Below are 19,220 nucleotides of genomic sequence, written 5' to 3'. Positions count from 1 at the left end.
TGTTTACCAAGGAGTTTTCCGTTTCGACTGCGCCGGAAGTGGGGCGAATTATAGACGTCCAGAATCTGCCGTCAACCTCTAATTACGCTTTTCTTGCAGAAGGGGGCTTTTTAGCTGTTAAACGTGGAATCCGGCGGATTACAGGCGGCAATCTCAGCACCAACAACAACGCACCTATAGATGCATAGATAGCCCACTCCTTCAGATCGGCACGAACGATCCACAACATATGCAGCAATCCGAGTCCGAGAACCACATAGACCAACCGATGCAACTTCTTCCAGCGAGAACCCAAACGCCGCTGACTGTAGCGATTGGAGGTAACCGCCAATACCAACAAACAGAGAAACCCCAGGGCCCCGACAATAATGTACGGCCGCTTGCGCAACTCGATACCCAACTGCGACCAATCAAAGCCAAGAATGAACGCTGTGTAACCGCTCAAATGCAGAACAACATAAGCGAAGCACCACAAACCCAACTGTCGTCGAACCGCTATCCATCCGGGCCAACCGGTGAGCTTCTGCAAAGGCGTGATGCTTAATGTAATGAGCAGCAGCACAAGCGCCCCCTGCCCCAATCGATCAACCAGTACTTTGCCCGGATCTGGCCCCAGCACATCCGCCCAAGCCTGATACAACCAAAGCACTGGCCAAATCGCTGCAGTGATGAAGACGCCAATACGCCAAAACGGATATCGCATCAGTAATTCTTCCGCAAATCGAGCCCTGTATATAGAGAAGCAACTTCATCCGAGTAACCATTGAACATTTGCGTGTCCCGCACATTGGGCTTGAACAGACCGCTCGGCAAACGCCTTTCCCGTGCCTGGGTCCAGCGCGGGTGATCGACTGTCGGGTTCACGTTCGCATAAAAACCATATTCATCGGAGGCGATACTCTGCCAGGTAGTTTTCGGCTGCTCGCTGACCAGGCTGATCCGCACGATGGATTTGATGCTCTTGAAGCCGTACTTCCAGGGCACCACCAGTCGCAGCGGCGCACCGTTCTGATTCGGTAACTCACGCCCATACATGCCCACAGCAAGAATCGCCAACGGATTCATCGCCTCATCCAGACGCAGCCCTTCTACATAAGGCCAGTCGATCAAGGCAAAGCCGGAACGCTGCCCGGGCATACTCTTGGGATCCTGCAAGGTTTCGAAGCGAATGAACTTGGCTCTGGACGTCGGCTCGACTTCCTTGAGCAAAGCCGAAACAGGAAAACCGATCCACGGAATGACCATCGACCAGGCCTCCACACAGCGAAGACGATAGATACGCTCTTCCAGTTGATAAGGCTTCATGAAGTCTTCCAGCGCATACCGCCCCGGCTTACCGACCTCCCCGTCCACCACCACGCTCCACGGTTGGGTTTTCAGCGTACCGGCGTTGGCCGCGGGATCACCTTTATCGGTACCGAACTCATAGAAGTTGTTGTAGTGGGTCGCATCCTTGAAAGGTGTGATCGCCTCGTCTTTGACGTTGACCGCCCCCCATTTGGTAGAAGGAAGCTTTTCGGCAAACCATGAGGGCGCCTTGCCAGGCTCGACATCAGCATAACGCGCAACATCGTCGGCACTCGCCCAACGCGGCAGACTGCTCACAGCCAAACCGGCGACGGTGGCACCTAATACACTGCGGCGAGAAAGGTAGAGGGATTCAGGCGTGACGTCTGACTCATGACAGTCAGACGCTTTGGGGACTTTGATCAGCATGACAACTCCGCAGCTTTGGAGGACAGATGCACCCATAGACTGCGGAGTATGAGGGAAATTACATCACTCGGCTTTTTTGTGCCGACGAAGGCGCAGCAGGTACTGCACCGGCCCGGAAGCCGCATAGGCAAGGAAAACCAGCAGCAGGATACGCGGCGGATCACTGAACACAACGGCGAATACCAATACCACTGCGAGGATCGCGACAAAGGGAACACGCCCTTTCAAGTCCAGCTCCTTGAAGCTGTTGTACTTGATGTTACTGACCATCAGCATCCCAGCGGCGGCAACCATCAGTGCAACCAGGAACGACATCTTGGAACCCTGAATGCCGTAATCGCTGAATGCCCAGACAATGCCCGCGACCACACCGGCGGCGGCCGGACTGGCCAGGCCGATGAAGTAACGTTTGTCTGCGGTGCCGACTTGAGTGTTGAAACGCGCCAGGCGTAACGCCGCCCCTGCTACATAGATGAAGGCAACCATCCAGCCGACCTTGCCCATGTCACCCAAGGCCCAGCCGAATGCCAGCAATGCCGGCGCCACACCAAAGGCAACCATGTCCGACAGCGAGTCGTACTCGGCACCGAAAGCGCTTTGGGTATTGGTCATACGGGCAACGCGACCGTCGAGGCCGTCGAGTACCATGGCGACGAAAATCGCGATCGCGGCAAACGCAAAGTATTTGCTCGCGCCGATGGCATCACCGGCACTCAAGGCACTCTGGGCGCTCATCGAGTTGATGATGGAATAAAACCCTGCAAAGAGGTTCGCAGTGGTGAACAGATTCGGCAGAAGATAGATACCACGATGCCGGACTTTACGACCTTCAGCGTCATGCCCTTCTTCGATGTGTTCATCGATGGGCAGAAGGCTTTCGGCGTCAGAAGCCTGCTTTGGCTCTTCGGGACGTTCGCTCATGGACATTTACCTTGCAACGGGGTGGAAAGTTTCGACAGGTGTCTGGGACGACGGTTCGGCCACAAACAATGCAGCTTTATACCAGAACCGGCGGATCCAAACGAAAAAACGCGGCCTAGGCCGCGTTTTCCGTACAAGCTCGGGACTTAGTTCTTGGCTTTGTCGACGATCTTGTTGGCACCGATCCAAGGCATCATGGAACGCAGTTGCTCACCGATGATTTCGATACCGTGAGCGGCGTTGTTACGACGCTTGGCGGTCATCGAAGGATAGCCGGTGGCGCCTTCGCTGATGAACATCTTGGCGTATTCGCCGTCCTGAATACGTTTCAGGGCGTTGCGCATGGCCTGACGGGATTCGGCGTTGATCACTTCCGGACCGGTCACGTACTCGCCGTACTCAGCGTTGTTGGAGATCGAGTAGTTCATGTTGGCGATACCGCCTTCGTACATGAGGTCAACGATCAGCTTCAGTTCGTGCAGGCATTCAAAGTAGGCCATTTCCGGCGCATAGCCAGCTTCAACCAGGGTTTCGAAACCGGCTTTTACCAGTTCAACGGTACCGCCGCACAGAACGGCTTGTTCGCCGAACAGGTCGGTTTCGGTCTCGTCCTTGAAGGTGGTTTCGATGATGCCGGTACGACCACCACCAACGCCAGCAGCGTAGGACAGTGCAACGTTTTTGGCGTTGCCCGAAGCATCCTGGTAGATAGCGATCAGGTCAGGGATACCGCCGCCTTTGACGAACTCGGAACGCACGGTGTGGCCCGGAGCTTTCGGCGCGATCATGATCACGTCGAGGTCAGCACGTGGCACAACCTGGTTGTAGTGAATCGCGAAACCGTGGGAGAAGGCCAGGGTGGCGCCTTTCTTGATGTTCGGCTCGATTTCGTTCTTGTACAGGGCAGACTGGAACTCGTCCGGGGTCAGGATCATGACCAGGTCGGCAGCCGCTACGGCGGAAGCAACGTCAGTCACTTTCAGGCCATGGGCTTCAGCTTTGGCAACAGTAGCCGAACCTTTACGCAGACCGACAGTAACGTCAACGCCGGAGTCTTTCAGGTTGCACGCTTGAGCGTGACCCTGGGAACCGTAACCGATGATGGCAACTTTCTTGCCCTGGATGATCGACAGGTCGCAGTCTTTATCGTAGAAAACTTTCATGAATTTCCCCTTTATATCTGGCCCTTCAGGCCATTCGCTAATTTGGTTTAAATGCTCAGTACTTTGTCGCCGCGGGCAATCCCGGTGACGCCACTGCGTACGGTTTCCAGAATCGAGGCAGTCCCGATCGATTGAATGAAGCTGTCGAGCTTGTCGCTGGTACCGGTCAATTGAACGGTATACACGCTAGCGCTGACATCAACGATCTGCCCGCGATAAATATCGGTGGTGCGCTTGATCTCGGCGCGCTGGGCGCCGGTGGCCTTGACCTTGACCAGCATCAGTTCGCGCTCGATGTGAGCACTCTCCGACAGGTCGACCAGTTTTACCACTTCGATCAGCTTGTTCAGGTTCTTGGTGATCTGCTCGATGACTTCATCATGGCCGACAGTGGTCAGCGTCAGACGCGACAGAGTCGGGTCTTCGGTGGGTGCCACTGTCAGGCTTTCGATGTTGTAGTTGCGCTGCGAGAACAGGCCGACTACACGAGACAGAGCGCCCGGTTCGTTTTCCAGAAGCAAGGAAATAATGTGCCGCATGATTAAGTACGCTCCGTCTTGCTCAGCCACATATCGCGCATGGAGCCGTCTTTGATCTGCATCGGGTAGACGTGCTCGCTGGTGTCGACCGAAATATCGATAACCACCAGGCGATCTTTCATGGCGAACGCCTCTTCCATCTTCGACTTCAAATCTTTCGATTCGGTGATGCGCACGCCAACATGGCCATAGGCCTCGGCCAGCTTGACGAAGTCAGGCAACGATTCCATGTAGGAGTGCGAGTGGCGGCTGCCATAACTCATGTCCTGCCACTGGCGAACCATACCCAGTACACCGTTATTCAGAATGACGATCTTCACCGGCAAACCGTATTGCAGGCAGGTCGACAGTTCCTGAATGTTCATCTGGATGCTGCCCTCGCCCGTTACGCAGGCGACGTCGTCATCCGGGAAGCTCAACTTGATGCCCATGGCCGCCGGCAAACCGAAGCCCATGGTGCCCAGGCCACCGGAGTTGATCCAGCGGTTTGGCTTGTTGAACGTGTAGTACTGCGCAGCGAACATTTGGTGCTGACCCACGTCGGAGGTCACAAAGGCGTCGCCCTTGGTCACTTCGCACAGGGTTTCGATCACGGTCTGCGGCTTGATCACGCTGCCGTCGCCCTTGTCATAAGGGAACAGGCCGCGGTCACCGCGCCACTCATCAACTTGCTTCCACCAGCTGGCAACGGACTCCTTGTTCGGGGTCTCGCCGATTTCCTTGAGGATCGCGACCATTTCGGTCAGGACACTTTCGACCGGACCGACGATAGGCACGTCTGCCTTGATAGTCTTGGAGATCGAAGCCGGGTCGATGTCGATGTGAATGATCTTGGCATTCGGACAGAACTTGGCCGGGCCGTTGATCACGCGATCGTCGAAGCGCGCGCCGACTGCAAGGATGACATCGGCATGGTGCATCGCCAGGTTGGCGGTGTAGCTGCCGTGCATGCCGAGCATGCCAATGAACTGACGGTCGGTGCCAGGGTAGGCACCCAGGCCCATCAGGGTATTGGTCACTGGCAGGTTGAGCATCTTCGCCAGTTCGGTCAGCGGCGCGGAGCCACCACCGAGAATCACGCCGCCGCCTGAATAAAGCACAGGACGCTTGGCCGCCAGGAGCATTTCGGCTGCCTTGCGGATTTGCCCGGAGTGACCGCGAACGGCCGGGCTGTAGGAACGCAGCTTGGCTTTTTTCGGGAAGATGTATTCGAACTTCTCGGCCGGGTTGGTCATGTCTTTCGGGATATCGACAACGACCGGACCAGGACGACCGGATTGCGCCAGGTAGAACGCTTTCTTCATGACTTCCGGGATTTCCGACGCATGCTTGATCATGAAGCTGTGCTTCACGATCGGCCGGGAGATACCGATCATGTCGGTTTCCTGGAATGCATCGGTGCCTACCATGGTGCTAGGCACCTGGCCGGAAATGATCACCATCGGAATGGAGTCCATGTAGGCCGTGGCAATACCGGTGATGGCGTTGGTTGCGCCCGGGCCGGAGGTTACCAGTACCACACCGGCTTTACCGGTGGCACGGGCATAGCCGTCAGCCATATGGGTCGCAGCCTGCTCGTGACGAACCAGGATGTGGGTCACTTCCGGTTCTTTGAACAGGGCATCATAGACATGAAGAAGAGCACCACCCGGGTACCCGTAGATATATTTGACGCCTTCGTCACGCAAAAAGCGGACGAGCATCTCACCGCCAGATAAAAGCTCCACGTTGTTCACCTCTAAAACGCCAGAATACCGCCCACATACAAGAGGACGGGTCTTAATAGGTTTACTTCTCGGCAGAGCATGAGCGACGGTGGTCGCCGACTACGTCAGCACTGACTGAGCAAGTATTGGGATCGTCCCAAGTGTTGCGGGCCTTTCCCACCCAGCGCGAGGTAACGCGTTGCGGGTGTAACAGGTCGGCGCGGATGTGCGCCTCATGATCTACCGAGTGGGTCTGCTTCTGGCAGTCCCTCTACAGCGGACTTTGGATTCTTCTGTTTCGCCCATCGCAAGTCAAGCCGTCAATGTGCTTTATTCGAACTAAGCGCATGAGAACGCAAGAAAAAACCTTTAAACCGCAACTGTGTTAGCTTCGATTGCGCACCCATGACAAGGAAATGGCATGCGAACGTTCTTCTTCACCGCCGGCTTGCTGATCAGCCTGAGCCCTTTGTGCATGGCGGGTCAGATCTATAAATGGGTCGATGCCCAGGGCGTTACCCATTTCGATGCGCAACCGCCCCCAGGCCAGGAGCCCACCCTCGTGGTGACGCCCGCCCCGCCCGTCGGCAAACCGAGCGTGCCGCCGCGCAGCAACGTCATAGGCGATCAACGGGCTATCGACAACAAAGTGAAAAAGCAGGTTGCCGAGCAGCAAGCCCAGCTAAAAGCATTCTGCGAACAGGCCCGAACCAACCTGGCTCAACTGCAGAATAATCCGCGACTACGGGAGGATGTCGAAGGTGAGATGCGCCGCCTGACCGACCAACAACGTCAGGAGCGCATCACCGAAGCACAGAAACAGATCGCGAAAAACTGTATGTAGGCGCCTACAACGGATTGGAGTTAGCGAGAGGCGGTGATCAACAGGTCGAACTCTTTGAGCAAGACCTGAAGCTGCCGATCCTTGCCCTGGACGTTGCGGGCGGCGAAGACCATTTCGGCCATCTCCTGGATTCCCGACGCGTTGGGTAATGGCAGGTCTTGCTCCAGGATCGACTTCATTCTTGGCAGGAAGATCCATTGCAGCCATTGCTCGAAATCCAGCGTATCCACCGAAAATGGCTCGACACTGGATAGCGCTTCAGGAGATGGCGGAACTTCGTCCCACCAGCCCTGGACACGCAGTTCGCGTTCGATCAACAGCAACTGCTCGGCAATCTTCGGGAAGCGTGCATCCATCACAGCGAGACCTTGGCCTTCTGACGAGCCAACGCTGCACCGGCGGAGTCACCCTGCTTCTCACGAGCCTGGGCGATCAATTCCCACAGGCTGGCCTGAAGGGCCGGACGACCACTGGCGAACGTCAAACCACGACGAGCGAATTGCTCGGCCTGTGCCGCATCGCCTTGGGCCATACGCACCTGGGCCAGGCGATAAAGCACTTGCGGCTCACGCGGCGCTACACGCTGGGCGCGTTCGAGACTGGAAGACGCACCATTAAGGTCGCCGCTGGCCTGTTGCTGCTGGGCAGTGGTCAACAACGCCAGGACCGGACCGTCCAGTTGCTCATCGGCAGACAGGCCGCCGGAGCTCGCCGAAGGAATCCCGCTCGGCGTCGATGGCATGCTGTAGCTGCCCTGATTGATCGGTGCCGACTGAACCGGCGAGGTATCGATCGGCCCCGGAGTGATCGGGCCTGGGGTAATCGGCGAAGTGCTGATCGGGGCCGAGGAAACAGCGCCACCACCCGGCACCATCACAACAACGCCAGTGTCACCTTGCGGGATCGCCTGAGTCTGGGCTTGCGCAGGACGTTTTACCGTCGACTGCCGGAAACCGCCATTCGCCGAAATCCGCTCGCTGTTGGAGACGGCGGTGCCGGAATCCACAACCGGGATCGAACCACGCTGTACGGTGGAGCAGCCGCTGAGCAAAGCCACGGCGGTCACTGCTGGAATCAACCACTTGTTCACTTGAAACCCTCTTTGCTTAATTCATCCAGCCCTTGACCCAATCCATCACCGATTCAGCAGGGTTTTCACCACCGCAAGCGGGACCGGGAGGCGGTTCGCTGCCGCGAATATACGGCATCTGCACTGCGCCTGGGCAGCTGCCTTCAGAACCTTGTCCGGTGCGCGAATCGACCCAGGCCTGAACAATGTTGTCCGGCTGCGGCATGTCCAGCGGCAGCGGATCGGTTTTGCGCATGAAACTGGTCCAGACCTGCAGCGCACCGGTGGCACCGGTGAACGGCGTCTTACCGTTATCATCGCGCCCCAGCCAGACCACCGCCAGCAGATCCTGACTGAAACCGGCGAACCAGCTGTCCCGCGAATCGTTACTGGTACCGGTTTTGCCGGCCAGGGTCAGGGTTTTTGGTAACACGTTGTAAACCGAACTGCCCGTACCTTCACGCATGACCCGTTGCATGGCGCTCTGAACCAGGTAAATGGACGCCGGATCGAACTGCTGCTGAATCTGGAATGGGTAACGCTTGAGCGGCTCACCCTCGGCAGTCAGCACGCTGCGAATCCCGCGCATCGGCGTATTGAATCCGCCGTTGGCCAGTGTCTGGTACATGGTCGCCACTTCGATCGGGGTCAAGCCACCGGCCCCCAGCAACATCGACGGGAACGCCGGGAACTCGCGGCTCACCCCCAGACGTGCCAGGGTCTTCAAGACATTCGGTACGCCCACCGCCAAGCCGAGACGTGCGGTCGACAGGTTGTAGGAATGCGCCAGCCCTTGATAAAGGAACACCGTACCGTGGGAACGGCGATCATAGTTCTGCGGTTTCCAGACCTGACCGTCCGCACCTTTGACCGAAAAGGATTCGTCCGACAGCCAACTGGTCAGCGTGTACTGGCTCGGCTTCTCGAGGGCTGTCAGATAAACCGCCGGTTTGATCAACGAGCCGATCGGTCGCACTGCATCCAGCGCCCGGTTGAAACCGGCAAAACCCGCCTGACGGCTGCCGATCATCGCCTGGACTTCTCCGGTTTCCGGGTTGGTCACGACCATGGCCGCCTCAACCTCATCGGAACCCTTGCGCCCGGCCAGACGCTTGAACGTGTCGTTGACCGAGGCCTCGGCTTTCATCTGCAGGATCGGGTCGAAACTGGTGAAAATCCGCAACCCTTCTTCGGTCAAGTCTTCGTCGCGGTAGTCTTCGCGCAACTGACGTTTAACCAGGTCGAGGAAGCCCGGGAACGAGCTGTCAGCCAACTTGCCGCGAGTGGTCACACCCAGTGGCATTTTCTTCGCCGCCTCAACCTGTTCGGCGGTGGCAACGCCTTGTTCCCCCAGAACATCGAGCACCAGATTGCGCCGCTCCAGCGCCCGCTCAGGGTTGCGACGCGGGTTGTAATAGGACGGCCCCTTGACCATGCCCACCAACAAAGCAACTTGATGCAGTTTCAGCTCAGACAATGGCTGCCCGAAGAAGAACTGACTGGCCAGGCCGAAACCGTGCACCGCGCGCTGACCATCCTGGCCGACGAACACTTCATTGAGGTAAGCCTCAAGAATTTCGCGCTTGTCGTAATGCAGCTCAAGCAACAACGCCATCATGGCTTCGGTGAGCTTACGGGTCAGGCTGCGTTCGCTGGTGAGGTAGAAGTTCTTGACCAACTGTTGCGTCAGCGTACTGCCGCCCTGGGTCATTTTGCCGCCCGAGGTGTTGACGTATATCGCTCGGACAATCGACTTCGGCGACACGCCCCAGTGACTGTAGAAATCCCGGTCTTCTACGGCAATCAGGGTTTCGAGCAGATACGGCGGAACCTGATCGATTTTGATCAGGATGCGGTCTTCAAGGTTTTTCGGGTAAATCCCGCCAATCAGCAGCGGTTCCAGGCGCACCACAGAGAGCTTCGAACCGTTGGTCGCCGAGAGCTCGGCCACGTAATCGCCGGAGAAGCGCACGCGCACAGGCTGAGCTGTCTCCATGCCTTCATAGAACTGGAAGCCTCGGGTATTCAGGTCGATGGTATTGCCATTGACCGCCGCCGCGCCAGGGCCGTTGCTGACGGCTTCGCGTCGGTAGCCCAAGGCATCGAGTTCGGTGAGGAAGTCTTCCTTGCTCAGCTTTTGGCCAGTGAACAGCTCAAGCGGGCGCGCGTACACCTTGGCCGGGATGGTCCAGCGCTTGCCGGAGAACTTCTCCTGGACTACTGCGTCGAGGTAAACCGCGAACCCGGCAAGCACCACAAGGCCGACCAGGCTGAGTTTAAGGGCCCAGCCCAGCCAGGGGCGCATGCCCTTGGAAGGTGGTTTTTTGGGGGTGCGGGGGGATCGAGTACGAGTCATGGCGGCGGATTATACGCACTTTATTCATCCTCAACAGAAGCCCGCTGAGGTTTGCGTCGGGCAGACTTGCGGCCATAATGGCGGCCTTGAATTTTTCCCAGACTCTGAAGGATCGCCTGTGAGCCAGTCCCTGATCGCTGCCCTGCAAAACCCGGCCCTCTACCCGCATCCCGTAGAAGGGTTTCAGGTCATCGAAACCCATATTTCGTGGGTGCTGCTCACCGGCCCCTACGCTTATAAAGTGAAGAAGCCAGTGAATTTCGGCTTCCTCGACTTCACCAGCCTTGAGGCTCGCGAGCATTTCTGCGCTGAAGAGCTGCGCCTGAACCAGCGCCTGACCCATGACTTGTATCTGGAAGTGTTGCCGATCACTGGCAGCGCCGAGGCACCACAACTGGGCGGTGAAGGTCCGGTCGTCGATTACGCCCTGAAAATGCGTCAGTTTCCACAAAGCCAATTGCTCAGCACCTTGCAAGCCAACGGCGAATTGACCACCACGCACATCGACGAGATGGCGGCGCAGATCGCTCAATTCCACCTCATCGCGCCAAAAGTGCCTGCCGAACACGAAGCCGGCACACCGGACAGCGTGATGGCGCCGGTGCGGCAGAACTTCGAACAGATCCGCCCGTTCCTCAGCGACAAGGCCGATCTGCTGCAACTCGAGGCGCTGCAAGCCTGGGCCGAAAGCAGCTTCGAACGCCTCAAGCCACTATTCGCCCAGCGTAAGGCCGACGGTTTCATTCGTGAATGCCACGGTGACATTCATTTGGGCAACGCCACCGTGATCGACGGCAAAGTGGTGATCTTCGACTGCATCGAATTCAACGAACCGTTCCGCTTCACCGACGTTTACGCCGACACCGGCTTCCTGGCCATGGACCTGGAGGACCGCGGCCTGAAAAGCCTGGCGCGCCGTTTCATCAGCCAATACCTGGAACTGACTGGCGACTATCAGGGCCTGGAGCTGCTGAACTTCTATAAAGCCTACCGCGCACTGGTTCGCGCCAAGGTCAGCCTGTTCAGCATGCCGGCCGAGGCCGATCCGGTGCAGCGCGCTACCACGCTGCGTCAGTACCGCAACTACGCCAACCTGGCGGAAAGCTACAGCACCATTCCTTCGCGCTTCCTGGCGATCACCCACGGCGTTTCCGCCGTCGGCAAGAGTCACGTGGCCATGCGCCTGGTGGAAGCGCTGGGCGCCATCCGCTTGCGTTCCGATGTCGAGCGCAAGCGTATGTTCGGCGAGCAAGCCGTACCGAACGACCTGCAGGCCGGTATTTATAGCGCCGAAGCCAGCGCCGCCACCTACAGCCGCCTGCATGAAATCGCCGGTGTGATTTTGCATGCTGGCTTCCCGGTGGTGGTCGATGCCACCTACCTCAAGCGCGACCAACGCGACGGCGCGGCAAAAATCGCCGAAGCCACGGGTGCGCCATTCCTGATCCTCGACTGCGACGCACCGCAAGCGGTGATCGAGAGCTGGCTGAAGCAACGTCAGGCAGACAGTAAGGATCCGTCCGACGCCAACCTGGCCGTTATCGCCGCCCAGCAAGCCAACCGCGAGGCCCTGACGCCGGCAGAAATTCTCTGCAGCAAACGCGTCCAGACCAATGAAAGTGGCACGCTCGATACCGTCGTCGCGCAGATCCGCCAACGTCTGCCAGGCCTGTAAGAAACTATTTCAACCGTGAAGCCCTCACCGGCTTCACGGCTGTCAAATAGTGGCACTATACTGGCGCCATAAAACCATCAGGTGATGCAACATGAGCCAGCCGAAACTTCTCGACACCCCGCTTTATGCCTTTCTGCACAAAGACGACATCACAGGCTTTAACAACGAACGCCCATCGGGCGGACCTATCGACATGGTCGGTGGCGATTTCCGTGGCCTCGATCTGCGTGAACTGAACGCCGACGGCGTCGACTTCACCGATGCCTATTTCCGCTCTGCCGACTTGCGCGGCATCGACTTTCGCAACGCTTCCCTGGAAGGGGCGAGCCTAGCCCACGCACAGATCTCCGGCGCCTACTTCCCGCCAGAGCTGAGCGCCGATGAGATTCTGATGTCGATGAATTTCGGTACGCGACTGCGTTATCGCACTCGCTAAAAGCGAGGCTCTACCAAGTCCGGCGCCCCTGCCTTGCGCTGGACTTGTACTTTTTTACCCCCCCGAAACTCACACCTTCCGACCGTACTCGCAGCCTTTTCCCGCCACTTCTAGAGCCCGCGTCTTAGAAGCTTTTGCGTCGAAACCGACCAAACAATCACGCTTTTCCTACTGATGGCTACACTGCTGAGAGGCTCGCCCACGCACCGTTCGGCTGTCGCAAGGAGGCTTGATGAATGATGAACTGCAACACCTGAAGAATCTTGGCAAGACGTCGGCGCAATGGCTGCATGCCGTGGGCATCCACAGTGCATCGGACTTGCGTCGGCTGGGAGCTGTGGATGCTTATCGGGCCGTGCGCACGCGCGGTTTTCGGGCTTCCAAGGTGTTGTTGTATGCGATCGAAGGCGCACTGATGGATGTTCACTGGAACGACATTCCCGCCGAACGCAAGGAAGCTTTGAACAAACAGCTGGACGCTATCTCGTCACGCCACAAGATTTGAACGGGAAATTACGCTTACGCACACAGCCTGAAGAGCAATGATTACAAGGCCTTCACCAAGGGAACTGGTGAGATCCACAGAAATTGAAAATCAGCGGTTGACTTGGTAATGAGAATCGCTATGATTATCACAACTGGTCGCGAGACTGGTCGATATTCTGAAAAGCCCTTGGTTCGGACTCTCAGATTATCTCCTCATCAGGCTAATCACGGTTATTTGACCCGGCTCTTGCCGGGTCTTTTTTTGCCTGTGGAAAACTCGCCAGGTTTTACTGCCCTGACTGCTTGCCGAACTGTTTACGCATTTGCGCGCAGTAATCCTGCGGTGGCGTGGCGGGCGTATACCAAACGTAATCGGCCATGGCCGGCGTGACCTCTGCGCCCCGCTCCGCCAGCATCAATACCATCGGCGCTTCAGACTCACCCAAGTCCTGAACATGGATCGGCACCCCGACATCCTTGCGTGCGTGGTACGCGCCAGCAAACAGCAGAGAAGGCGTCGGTGCGGTCAGTAATCGCCCGGCCATCCGCCGGTCACGTTGCTGCTGGACGGCAAGCATCGCGGACATTTGCGATGTGGGCAGCAAGCCGCAGTGGGAATCGCTGATTTGTGCCAGCAACTCATCCTTGACCACCGGCGCGTTAGAGAGCGAACCGCTCAATGCCGGGGGTTTGGCGTAGACATTACGGACTTCAAGCGTATCCAGATTGGCCGCCAGCAACGGGTACGGCTGAGCCAGGGCAAAACCAACGATCGCCCCATACAGATTCCAGTCCCAACCCGGTTGCCAGGCCAACGCATTGGGCAAGTCAGCGGGTAGCGGTGAAGAGTGCTTAACGTGATCGACGCGCCCTTGTTGATCCGGCGTGAGCATTTCCAGCAGTAGACTGCCTTGGGGTCGCTGCTCATTCAGCGTCTGTAATAACCACAATTGCAGTTGATGGTGATCACGATTGTCATGCTGCTCGCCGACGATCAACCGCGAAGGCTTGGCCAACCGTGCAAGCAGTTCCTGCGCGGTCAGTGTTTGCCCGCTACGCAGGTCCCGGATCTCGCCGCTGACGGGTGGCGATACCACCGGCACATGCTGACAGGCACTCAGAAACAGCACAGCCAGGATCACCATCACACGCATGTTCTCACCTCGATGAAATGCTCAGCGGGCGATGATCAGCGGATGCCCACGCTCCGGGTGCGGTTGCACCAGTACTTCCAGCCCGAACACGGCCTTGAGCGGTTCCGGGCGCAGCACCTGCTCCGGTGTATCCAGCGCCACGGGACGCCCACCTTCGAGCAGTAATAGTCGATCACAATAGCGTGCCGCCAGGTTCAGATCATGCAGGATCACCAGCACCGCGGCACCACGATTGGCGAACTCGCGCACCGCTTGCAGAGTGGTGTGTTGGTGCAGCGGGTCGAGCATCGACGTCGGTTCGTCAAGCAACAACGTTTGCCCCGCCTCCCCCGGCCACAGCTGCGCCAGCACCCGCGCCAGGTGCACCCGCTGACGTTCACCGCCAGACAGCGCCAGATAACTGCGTCCACTCAGGTGCCGCGCATCGGCCGCGTGCAGCGCGGCGGCGACGATTTCGCCATCCCTGACCCGGCCGCTTTGATAAGGCAAACGCCCCATGCCGACCACTTCTTCGACGCGAAAGGCAAAGTCCAGGGTCGACACCTGCGGCAACACCGCCAAACGCTGGGCTCGCTGCGCCCCGGCCCAATGATTCAGCTCGCGCTCATCGAGCCAGACACTGCCGTGATCCGCCTGCAATTCGCCGCAGAGGGCGCCGAGCAATGTGCTTTTACCGGCACCGTTGGGGCCCAGCACGCCGAGGACTTCGCCCGGCTTGAGTTCAAGGGTGATGTCGGTGAGAACAATCTTTCGACCGCGCCGGATTTGCAGGTTCTGCGCTCGCAACATCAGGCACGCCCTCTGAGCAGTAGATACAGAAAGAACGGTGCGCCGATGAAGGCCGTGACGATCCCGATAGGCAATTCGGCCGGTGCCAGGGCCAGCCGCGCCACCAGATCGGCAAACAACAAGAGGCTGGCGCCCGCCAATACCGACGCCGGCAACAGTACCCGATGATCGGGGCCAGCCAACAGACGCACCAGATGCGGCACCACCAGACCGACAAACCCGATCATCCCCGCTGCCGCGACCGCCGCACCGACACCCAGCGCCGTGCAGAACACCAACTCGCGCTTGAGCCCTTCGACATCGATGCCCAGGTGACCGGCCTCCGACTCCCCCAGCAACAATGCATTCAAGGCCTTGGCCCGACGCGGCAGCCACAGCGCCACACCGGTGCTCACTAACAACAACGGCCAAAGTCGCGAATAACTGGCGCCGTTAAGGCTGCCCAGGTTCCAGAATGTCAGGGTGCGCAGGGTCGCATCATCCGCCAGATAGGTGAATAACCCTACCGCCGAACCGGCCAGAGCAGTCAATGCAATACCGGCCAGCAGCATGGTGGCGACGTTGGTCTGGCCATTGCGCCGCCCCAGTCGATAGACCAGCGCCGTTACACCCAGCCCACCGAGAAACGCGCACAGCGATAACAGGTAAGGCCCGAAGGACTCAGGCAGACCGCCGAACACCGATCCACCGACAATCGCAATGGCTGCGCCCAATGCCGCGCCACTGGAGACCCCCACCAACCCCGGATCGGCCAACGGATTGCGAAATAGTCCCTGCATCGCCACGCCGGACAGCGCCAGTACGCCACCCACCGCCAATCCCAGCAAGGTTCGCGGCAAGCGAATCTGCCCCAGGATCAACTCGGCCTGCTCCAACCCGTCGGGGGCGATTGGCAAACCAATCAACCGCAACGACGCGCGCAAGGTATCGAACAACGGCAAACTCACCGGCCCCAGCGCCAAAGACAACCAGATCGCCAGCAAACACAGCAGGCTCAGACCAATGAATAGCGCACGGGGTTTAACCAGAAAAGTCATTGGCCGGTCGTACCGGGATAGAACTCATCAGACAGCCTGATCAGGCTTTCCGGCAACCGTGGCCCCAGCCCCCCCACCAACAACGTCGGGTCCAGCTCCATGACTCGCCCGTCCTTGGCCGCGCGGGTGGACGAGAGGATCGGATTCTCCTTGAACAGCGCCGCGCGCGCCGCATCGCCCGTCAGCGCACGATCGGCAAATACCAGCACTTCGGGATTGAGACTGGCCAGGGATTCTACGGAAAACGGTTTGTAGCCCGTATGAGTTGCCAGATTGTGGCCACCGGCCTGTCGCAGCAACCAATCGGCGGCGGTGTCTTTACCGGCAATCAACGGTTTGCCACCCGCGTGCCCCAACAGCAGCAATACGCCCGGTGCTTTGTGTTTGAGTTGCGCCTGACTGACCCGCGCTTGTTGCTGATCGAGTTGCTGTTGATACGTCAGAAACACTTGCGAAGCTCGATTTTCAGCCCCCAACAATTTGCCCAAATGCTGCAAGTTGCCCTGCAACGTCGGCAAATCTGGCTGGGCCGAGAACAGTTCGACCTGAACGCCCGCGCTGCGAATCTGTGAAAGCACCGGTGGCGGCCCCATTTCTTCGGTGCCCACCAGGATCTGCGGGCGCAGACTCAGGATGCCTTCTGCCGAGAGTTGCCGTTGATAGCCGATGCTCGGCAGCGTCTTCAACGATTCGGGATGCTGACTGGTGGTATCGACCCCCACCAGTTTCGACTCACCGCCCAGTGCGCTAACCCACTCCGACAAGGCACCACCAGCACTGACCCAGCGTTGCGGTAACTCGGTTGCCCAGGCCTGGTGACTGACGAGCAGTCCGGCACAGAGCGCAGCAACGCGGGTACTCAGGCGCATAAACAGCTTCCTTTAAAGGGTTTCCCGGGCATCGAGATGACAAGCCAAGTATCCTCGGCATCCGGCAAGCGCCCCGTGGGTGAGCGGCCATTTGATAATTGTTTGCATTTGAACGTCAAGCTCGGACATATCTGGTCACGAGCTGCGGGACTTGAGGATAGACATGAAGCTTCTTTGCACAGGCGCCGAATTGGCTGACGCCAGCAGTCGCGGTTTCGACGTCGACGGTCAGAAGCTCCTGGCCGTGCGCCGGGGCGGCCGGGTGTATGTGTATGAAAATCGCTGCCCGCACCGGGGCGTCGGATTGGAATGGAAGCCCGATCAATTTCTCGACCCCAGCAACAGCCTGATCCAGTGCGCCACCCACGGTGCACTGTTTCTGATCGAAGACGGCGAATGCGTCGCCGGCCCATGCGCCGGGCAATCCCTGACCACCATCCCCTGCCACGAAGACGAGCAAGGGATCTGGGTCACGCTCTAACCGTTTAACAGCACTTCCAGCCGTCGATCGACCACCATCTCTTCGTGGGTCAGGTGCACGCCATACGCCAGCACTTCGACCCCGCACGCCACCGCTTCGCGTAACGCCGCGGCGTAGGCCGAATCGATTTCTTCAGCAGGACGCACGGAGTCGATACCGGTCAGGTTCACGCAATACAACTGCACGGCACGAATCCCGTCCCGGGCCAAATGCGCCAACTCTCGCAAATGCTTGGCCCCGCGCTGGGTCACTGCGTCTGGAAATGCCGCCACCAACGAACCATCGAAGCCCAGGGTCACGCTTTTGACTTCCACATAAGCTGGCCCGCTCGGGTAGTCGAGACGGAAATCGATGCGGCTGCTCTCCTGACCGTAGGCCACTTCGCGCTTCAGTTCGGTAAAGCCGTTCAGCTCGGTGATGACATTGGCCCGCAACGCCTCCTCGATCAAACCGTTGGCGCGCCCGGTGTTTACGCAGAACAACCGCCCTTGCGGGGTTTCCCCGACTTCCCAAGTGCCGGGCAATTTACGCTTGGGGTCGTTGGAACGGCTGAACCAGACCTGCCCACCTTCGACTTGGCAATTGAGCATCGAACCCGTATTGGGACAGTGGATGGTCAGCAACTCGCCGCTAACGGTTTCGATATCAGCGAGAAAACGTTTGTAGCGACGAATCAAGCGACCTTCTTCGAGGGGAGGATGAAAGCGCATCAGCCTTGCCAGCTCTTCAAACCGCGAGCGATCCGTTCGACCGCTTCTTGCAAGCGTGGAAGACTCTGGGTGTAGGCAAACCGCACATGATGCCCGGCCTGATAACGACCGAAGTCCAGGCCCGGCGTAATCGCGACGTGCTCGGTTTCGAGAAAATGTCGGCAAAACGCGAAGGCATCGCCGCCGAACTTGCTGATATCAGCGTACAAATAGAACGCACCTTCCGGCTCTACGGCAATACCGAAGCCCAATTCACGCAGGGCTGGCAACAGGAAATCGCGACGTCGTCCGAACTCGGCGCGGCGCTCCTCGAAAATTTGAATAGTGGCGGGTTCGAAGCAAGCCAATGCGGCGTGCTGGGCCATGCTCGGCGCACTGATGTAGAGGTTTTGGGCGAGCTTCTCCAGCTCACCAACCGCCGCTTCTGGTGCTACCAGCCAACCGAGACGCCAGCCGGTCATGCCGAAATACTTGGAAAAACTATTGAGGACGAAGGCGCTGTCATCGACTTCCAGCACGCTGGCCGCCTCCGTGCCGTAAGTCAGGCCATGGTAGATCTCGTCGACCACCAAATGGCCGTGGCGGGCCTTGATCGCTGCAGACAGCCCGGCCAACTCGTCGCGGGTCAGGATGGTCCCGGTCGGGTTGGCCGGCGACGCTACCAGCGCGCCGACGCTGTCGTGATCCCAGTGACGCGCAACCAAGTCCGGGGTCAGCTGATAACGCACGTCCGGGCCGACCGGCACCAGTTGCGCCGCGCCTTCCACCAACCGCAGGAAATGCCGGTTGCACGGGTAACCCGGGTCTGCCAGCAGCCAGTGTTTACCTGGATCCACCAGCAAGGCGCTGGCCAACAGCAATGCGCCTGAACCGCCGGGCGTGATGAGAATTCGTTGCGGATCGATGTTCAGCCCGTAACGTTGCTGATAAAAACCCGAAATGGCTTCACGCAGCTCAGGAATGCCGCGAGCGGCGGTGTAACGAGTCTTCCCCGCCGTCAGCGCGGCCTGGCCGGCCTGGATGATCGGCTCGGCGGTGGTGAAGTCCGGCTCGCCGATTTCCAGGTGAATCACGTCGTGGCCGGCCGCTTGCAGCTCGTTGGCCCGCGCCAGCAGGGCCATGACGTGAAACGGTTCGATAGCGCGACTGCGCGCACTGTAGGACAGAGCCATTAGCCTTCCTTACAACGGGGAAAAGAACCGATTCTACCCAAGCGCAGGAACGAGCGAGAACCTAAAGCGGTCAGAGCCCATATAACGCTGGTCTCAA

20 protein-coding genes are annotated in these 19,220 nt (G+C 58.7%); 5 read left to right on the top strand and 15 right to left on the bottom strand.

Annotated elements, in window-relative coordinates:
* Nucleotides 1-82 precede the first annotated feature (82 nt).
* From msrQ to AC1RQB_RS25110, 6 genes are all read right to left on the bottom strand, one after another.
* Entirely contained in the window at nt 83-703 is a 621-nt protein-coding gene (gene msrQ / locus AC1RQB_RS25135) for a protein-methionine-sulfoxide reductase heme-binding subunit MsrQ (RefSeq protein WP_063342522.1), read from the bottom strand.
* Nucleotides 703-1,716, bottom strand: coding sequence for a protein-methionine-sulfoxide reductase catalytic subunit MsrP (gene msrP, locus AC1RQB_RS25130; protein WP_063342521.1), 1,014 nt, complete (start codon nt 1,714-1,716; stop codon nt 703-705). The genes msrQ and msrP overlap by 1 nt, the downstream gene beginning before the upstream one ends.
* A gap of 63 nt (nt 1,717-1,779) precedes the next feature.
* Complete coding sequence (gene pssA, locus AC1RQB_RS25125; RefSeq protein ID WP_008006914.1) at nt 1,780-2,637, bottom strand: CDP-diacylglycerol--serine O-phosphatidyltransferase; 858 nt, start codon at nt 2,635-2,637, stop codon at nt 1,780-1,782.
* A gap of 146 nt (nt 2,638-2,783) precedes the next feature.
* Nucleotides 2,784-3,800, bottom strand: a complete 1,017-nt coding sequence (gene ilvC, locus AC1RQB_RS25120; RefSeq protein WP_003185459.1) for a ketol-acid reductoisomerase — start codon at nt 3,798-3,800, stop codon at nt 2,784-2,786.
* A 47-nt stretch (nt 3,801-3,847) separates the two neighbouring features.
* On the bottom strand, nt 3,848-4,339 hold the full coding sequence (gene ilvN / locus AC1RQB_RS25115) for an acetolactate synthase small subunit (protein ID WP_003176102.1): 492 nt from the start codon (nt 4,337-4,339) through the stop codon (nt 3,848-3,850).
* A 2-nt stretch (nt 4,340-4,341) separates the two neighbouring features.
* Nucleotides 4,342-6,066 (bottom strand): acetolactate synthase 3 large subunit, encoded by a 1,725-nt coding sequence (locus AC1RQB_RS25110; protein ID WP_063343920.1) that lies wholly within the window; start codon nt 6,064-6,066, stop codon nt 4,342-4,344.
* Nucleotides 6,067-6,466: 400 nt separating this feature from the next.
* Between AC1RQB_RS25110 and AC1RQB_RS25105 the strand changes: the two genes are divergently transcribed.
* Nucleotides 6,467-6,889 (top strand): DUF4124 domain-containing protein, encoded by a 423-nt coding sequence (locus tag AC1RQB_RS25105; RefSeq protein WP_063342520.1) that lies wholly within the window; start codon nt 6,467-6,469, stop codon nt 6,887-6,889.
* Nucleotides 6,890-6,909: 20 nt separating this feature from the next.
* Here AC1RQB_RS25105 and AC1RQB_RS25100 read toward each other — a convergent pair whose 3' ends face one another.
* Genes AC1RQB_RS25100 through mrcB form a run of 3 tightly spaced genes read right to left on the bottom strand, consistent with a single transcriptional unit; the run spans nt 6,910 to nt 10,314 of the window.
* On the bottom strand, nt 6,910-7,245 hold the full coding sequence (locus tag AC1RQB_RS25100; protein ID WP_063342519.1) for a YqcC family protein: 336 nt from the start codon (nt 7,243-7,245) through the stop codon (nt 6,910-6,912).
* Nucleotides 7,245-7,979: a tetratricopeptide repeat protein gene (locus AC1RQB_RS25095; protein WP_008068536.1), complete on the bottom strand. Its 735-nt coding sequence runs from the start codon at nt 7,977-7,979 to the stop codon at nt 7,245-7,247. Before AC1RQB_RS25095 ends, AC1RQB_RS25100 begins: the two co-directional genes overlap by 1 nt.
* Before the next feature lie 16 nt (nt 7,980-7,995).
* Nucleotides 7,996-10,314: a penicillin-binding protein 1B gene (mrcB, locus tag AC1RQB_RS25090; protein WP_207267402.1), complete on the bottom strand. Its 2,319-nt coding sequence runs from the start codon at nt 10,312-10,314 to the stop codon at nt 7,996-7,998.
* A 118-nt stretch (nt 10,315-10,432) separates the two neighbouring features.
* On the opposite strand from mrcB, the gene AC1RQB_RS25085 reads away from it, so the two are divergent.
* The 3 genes from AC1RQB_RS25085 (at nt 10,433) to AC1RQB_RS25075 (ending at nt 12,930) form a co-directional block, all read left to right on the top strand.
* Nucleotides 10,433-11,989, top strand: a complete 1,557-nt coding sequence (locus AC1RQB_RS25085; protein ID WP_063342517.1) for a bifunctional aminoglycoside phosphotransferase/ATP-binding protein — start codon at nt 10,433-10,435, stop codon at nt 11,987-11,989.
* 91 nt (nt 11,990-12,080) lie between these two features.
* On the top strand, nt 12,081-12,425 hold the full coding sequence (locus AC1RQB_RS25080) for a pentapeptide repeat-containing protein (RefSeq protein ID WP_063342516.1): 345 nt from the start codon (nt 12,081-12,083) through the stop codon (nt 12,423-12,425).
* Between the two features lie 232 nt (nt 12,426-12,657).
* Complete coding sequence (locus AC1RQB_RS25075; protein WP_007902045.1) at nt 12,658-12,930, top strand: TfoX/Sxy family protein; 273 nt, start codon at nt 12,658-12,660, stop codon at nt 12,928-12,930.
* A gap of 268 nt (nt 12,931-13,198) precedes the next feature.
* Here AC1RQB_RS25075 and AC1RQB_RS25070 read toward each other — a convergent pair whose 3' ends face one another.
* From AC1RQB_RS25070 to AC1RQB_RS25055, 4 genes are read right to left on the bottom strand one after another with little or no spacing between them, the layout of a single operon-like run.
* Nucleotides 13,199-14,065 carry a ChaN family lipoprotein gene (locus AC1RQB_RS25070; RefSeq protein WP_063342515.1) on the bottom strand — a complete coding sequence of 289 codons (867 nt, stop codon included), beginning with the start codon at nt 14,063-14,065 and terminating at the stop codon, nt 13,199-13,201.
* Between the two features lie 21 nt (nt 14,066-14,086).
* Complete coding sequence (locus tag AC1RQB_RS25065) at nt 14,087-14,854, bottom strand: heme ABC transporter ATP-binding protein (protein ID WP_063342514.1); 768 nt, start codon at nt 14,852-14,854, stop codon at nt 14,087-14,089.
* The gene (locus AC1RQB_RS25060; protein ID WP_198537234.1) at nt 14,854-15,837 is read right to left on the bottom strand and encodes a FecCD family ABC transporter permease; all 984 of its coding nucleotides are present in this window, start codon (nt 15,835-15,837) and stop codon (nt 14,854-14,856) included. Before AC1RQB_RS25060 ends, AC1RQB_RS25065 begins: the two co-directional genes overlap by 1 nt.
* Before the next feature lie 50 nt (nt 15,838-15,887).
* Entirely contained in the window at nt 15,888-16,760 is an 873-nt protein-coding gene (locus AC1RQB_RS25055; RefSeq protein WP_063342512.1) for a heme/hemin ABC transporter substrate-binding protein, read from the bottom strand.
* Nucleotides 16,761-16,923: 163 nt separating this feature from the next.
* Here AC1RQB_RS25055 and AC1RQB_RS25050 point away from each other — a divergent pair, with 163 nt between their 5' ends.
* On the top strand, nt 16,924-17,241 hold the full coding sequence (locus AC1RQB_RS25050) for a Rieske (2Fe-2S) protein (RefSeq protein WP_063342511.1): 318 nt from the start codon (nt 16,924-16,926) through the stop codon (nt 17,239-17,241).
* On the opposite strand, the gene sfsA is transcribed toward AC1RQB_RS25050, so the two are convergent.
* Nucleotides 17,238-17,951 carry a DNA/RNA nuclease SfsA gene (gene sfsA, locus AC1RQB_RS25045; protein ID WP_008068517.1) on the bottom strand — a complete coding sequence of 238 codons (714 nt, stop codon included), beginning with the start codon at nt 17,949-17,951 and terminating at the stop codon, nt 17,238-17,240. The two genes, AC1RQB_RS25050 and sfsA, sit on opposite strands and share 4 nt — an antisense overlap.
* On the bottom strand, nt 17,951-19,123 hold the full coding sequence (locus AC1RQB_RS25040) for a pyridoxal phosphate-dependent aminotransferase (protein WP_007902028.1): 1,173 nt from the start codon (nt 19,121-19,123) through the stop codon (nt 17,951-17,953). Before AC1RQB_RS25040 ends, sfsA begins: the two co-directional genes overlap by 1 nt.
* Nucleotides 19,124-19,220: the final 97 nt, after the last annotated feature.

Source organism: Pseudomonas sp. GW822-FHT02E03 (assembly GCF_058802325.1).
This window is presented reverse-complemented; position numbering and strand designations above follow the sequence as displayed.

Bases quoted from the DNA above. Each gene is read 5' to 3' on its own strand.
- msrQ (WP_063342522.1), bottom strand. From the start codon at position 703: ATGCGATATCCGTTTTGGCGTATTGGCGTCTTCATCACTGCAGCGATT.
- msrP (WP_063342521.1), bottom strand. From the start codon at position 1,716: ATGCTGATCAAAGTCCCCAAAGCGTCTGACTGTCATGAGTCAGACGTC.
- pssA (WP_008006914.1), bottom strand. From the start codon at position 2,637: ATGAGCGAACGTCCCGAAGAGCCAAAGCAGGCTTCTGACGCCGAAAGC.
- ilvC (WP_003185459.1), bottom strand. From the start codon at position 3,800: ATGAAAGTTTTCTACGATAAAGACTGCGACCTGTCGATCATCCAGGGC.
- ilvN (WP_003176102.1), bottom strand. From the start codon at position 4,339: ATGCGGCACATTATTTCCTTGCTTCTGGAAAACGAACCGGGCGCTCTG.
- AC1RQB_RS25105 (WP_063342520.1), top strand. From the start codon at position 6,467: ATGCGAACGTTCTTCTTCACCGCCGGCTTGCTGATCAGCCTGAGCCCT.
- AC1RQB_RS25100 (WP_063342519.1), bottom strand. From the start codon at position 7,245: ATGGATGCACGCTTCCCGAAGATTGCCGAGCAGTTGCTGTTGATCGAA.
- mrcB (WP_207267402.1), bottom strand. From the start codon at position 10,314: ATGACTCGTACTCGATCCCCCCGCACCCCCAAAAAACCACCTTCCAAG.
- AC1RQB_RS25080 (WP_063342516.1), top strand. From the start codon at position 12,081: ATGAGCCAGCCGAAACTTCTCGACACCCCGCTTTATGCCTTTCTGCAC.
- AC1RQB_RS25075 (WP_007902045.1), top strand. From the start codon at position 12,658: ATGAATGATGAACTGCAACACCTGAAGAATCTTGGCAAGACGTCGGCG.
- AC1RQB_RS25070 (WP_063342515.1), bottom strand. From the start codon at position 14,065: ATGCGTGTGATGGTGATCCTGGCTGTGCTGTTTCTGAGTGCCTGTCAG.
- AC1RQB_RS25065 (WP_063342514.1), bottom strand. From the start codon at position 14,854: ATGTTGCGAGCGCAGAACCTGCAAATCCGGCGCGGTCGAAAGATTGTT.
- AC1RQB_RS25055 (WP_063342512.1), bottom strand. From the start codon at position 16,760: ATGCGCCTGAGTACCCGCGTTGCTGCGCTCTGTGCCGGACTGCTCGTC.
- AC1RQB_RS25050 (WP_063342511.1), top strand. From the start codon at position 16,924: ATGAAGCTTCTTTGCACAGGCGCCGAATTGGCTGACGCCAGCAGTCGC.
- sfsA (WP_008068517.1), bottom strand. From the start codon at position 17,951: ATGCGCTTTCATCCTCCCCTCGAAGAAGGTCGCTTGATTCGTCGCTAC.
- AC1RQB_RS25040 (WP_007902028.1), bottom strand. From the start codon at position 19,123: ATGGCTCTGTCCTACAGTGCGCGCAGTCGCGCTATCGAACCGTTTCAC.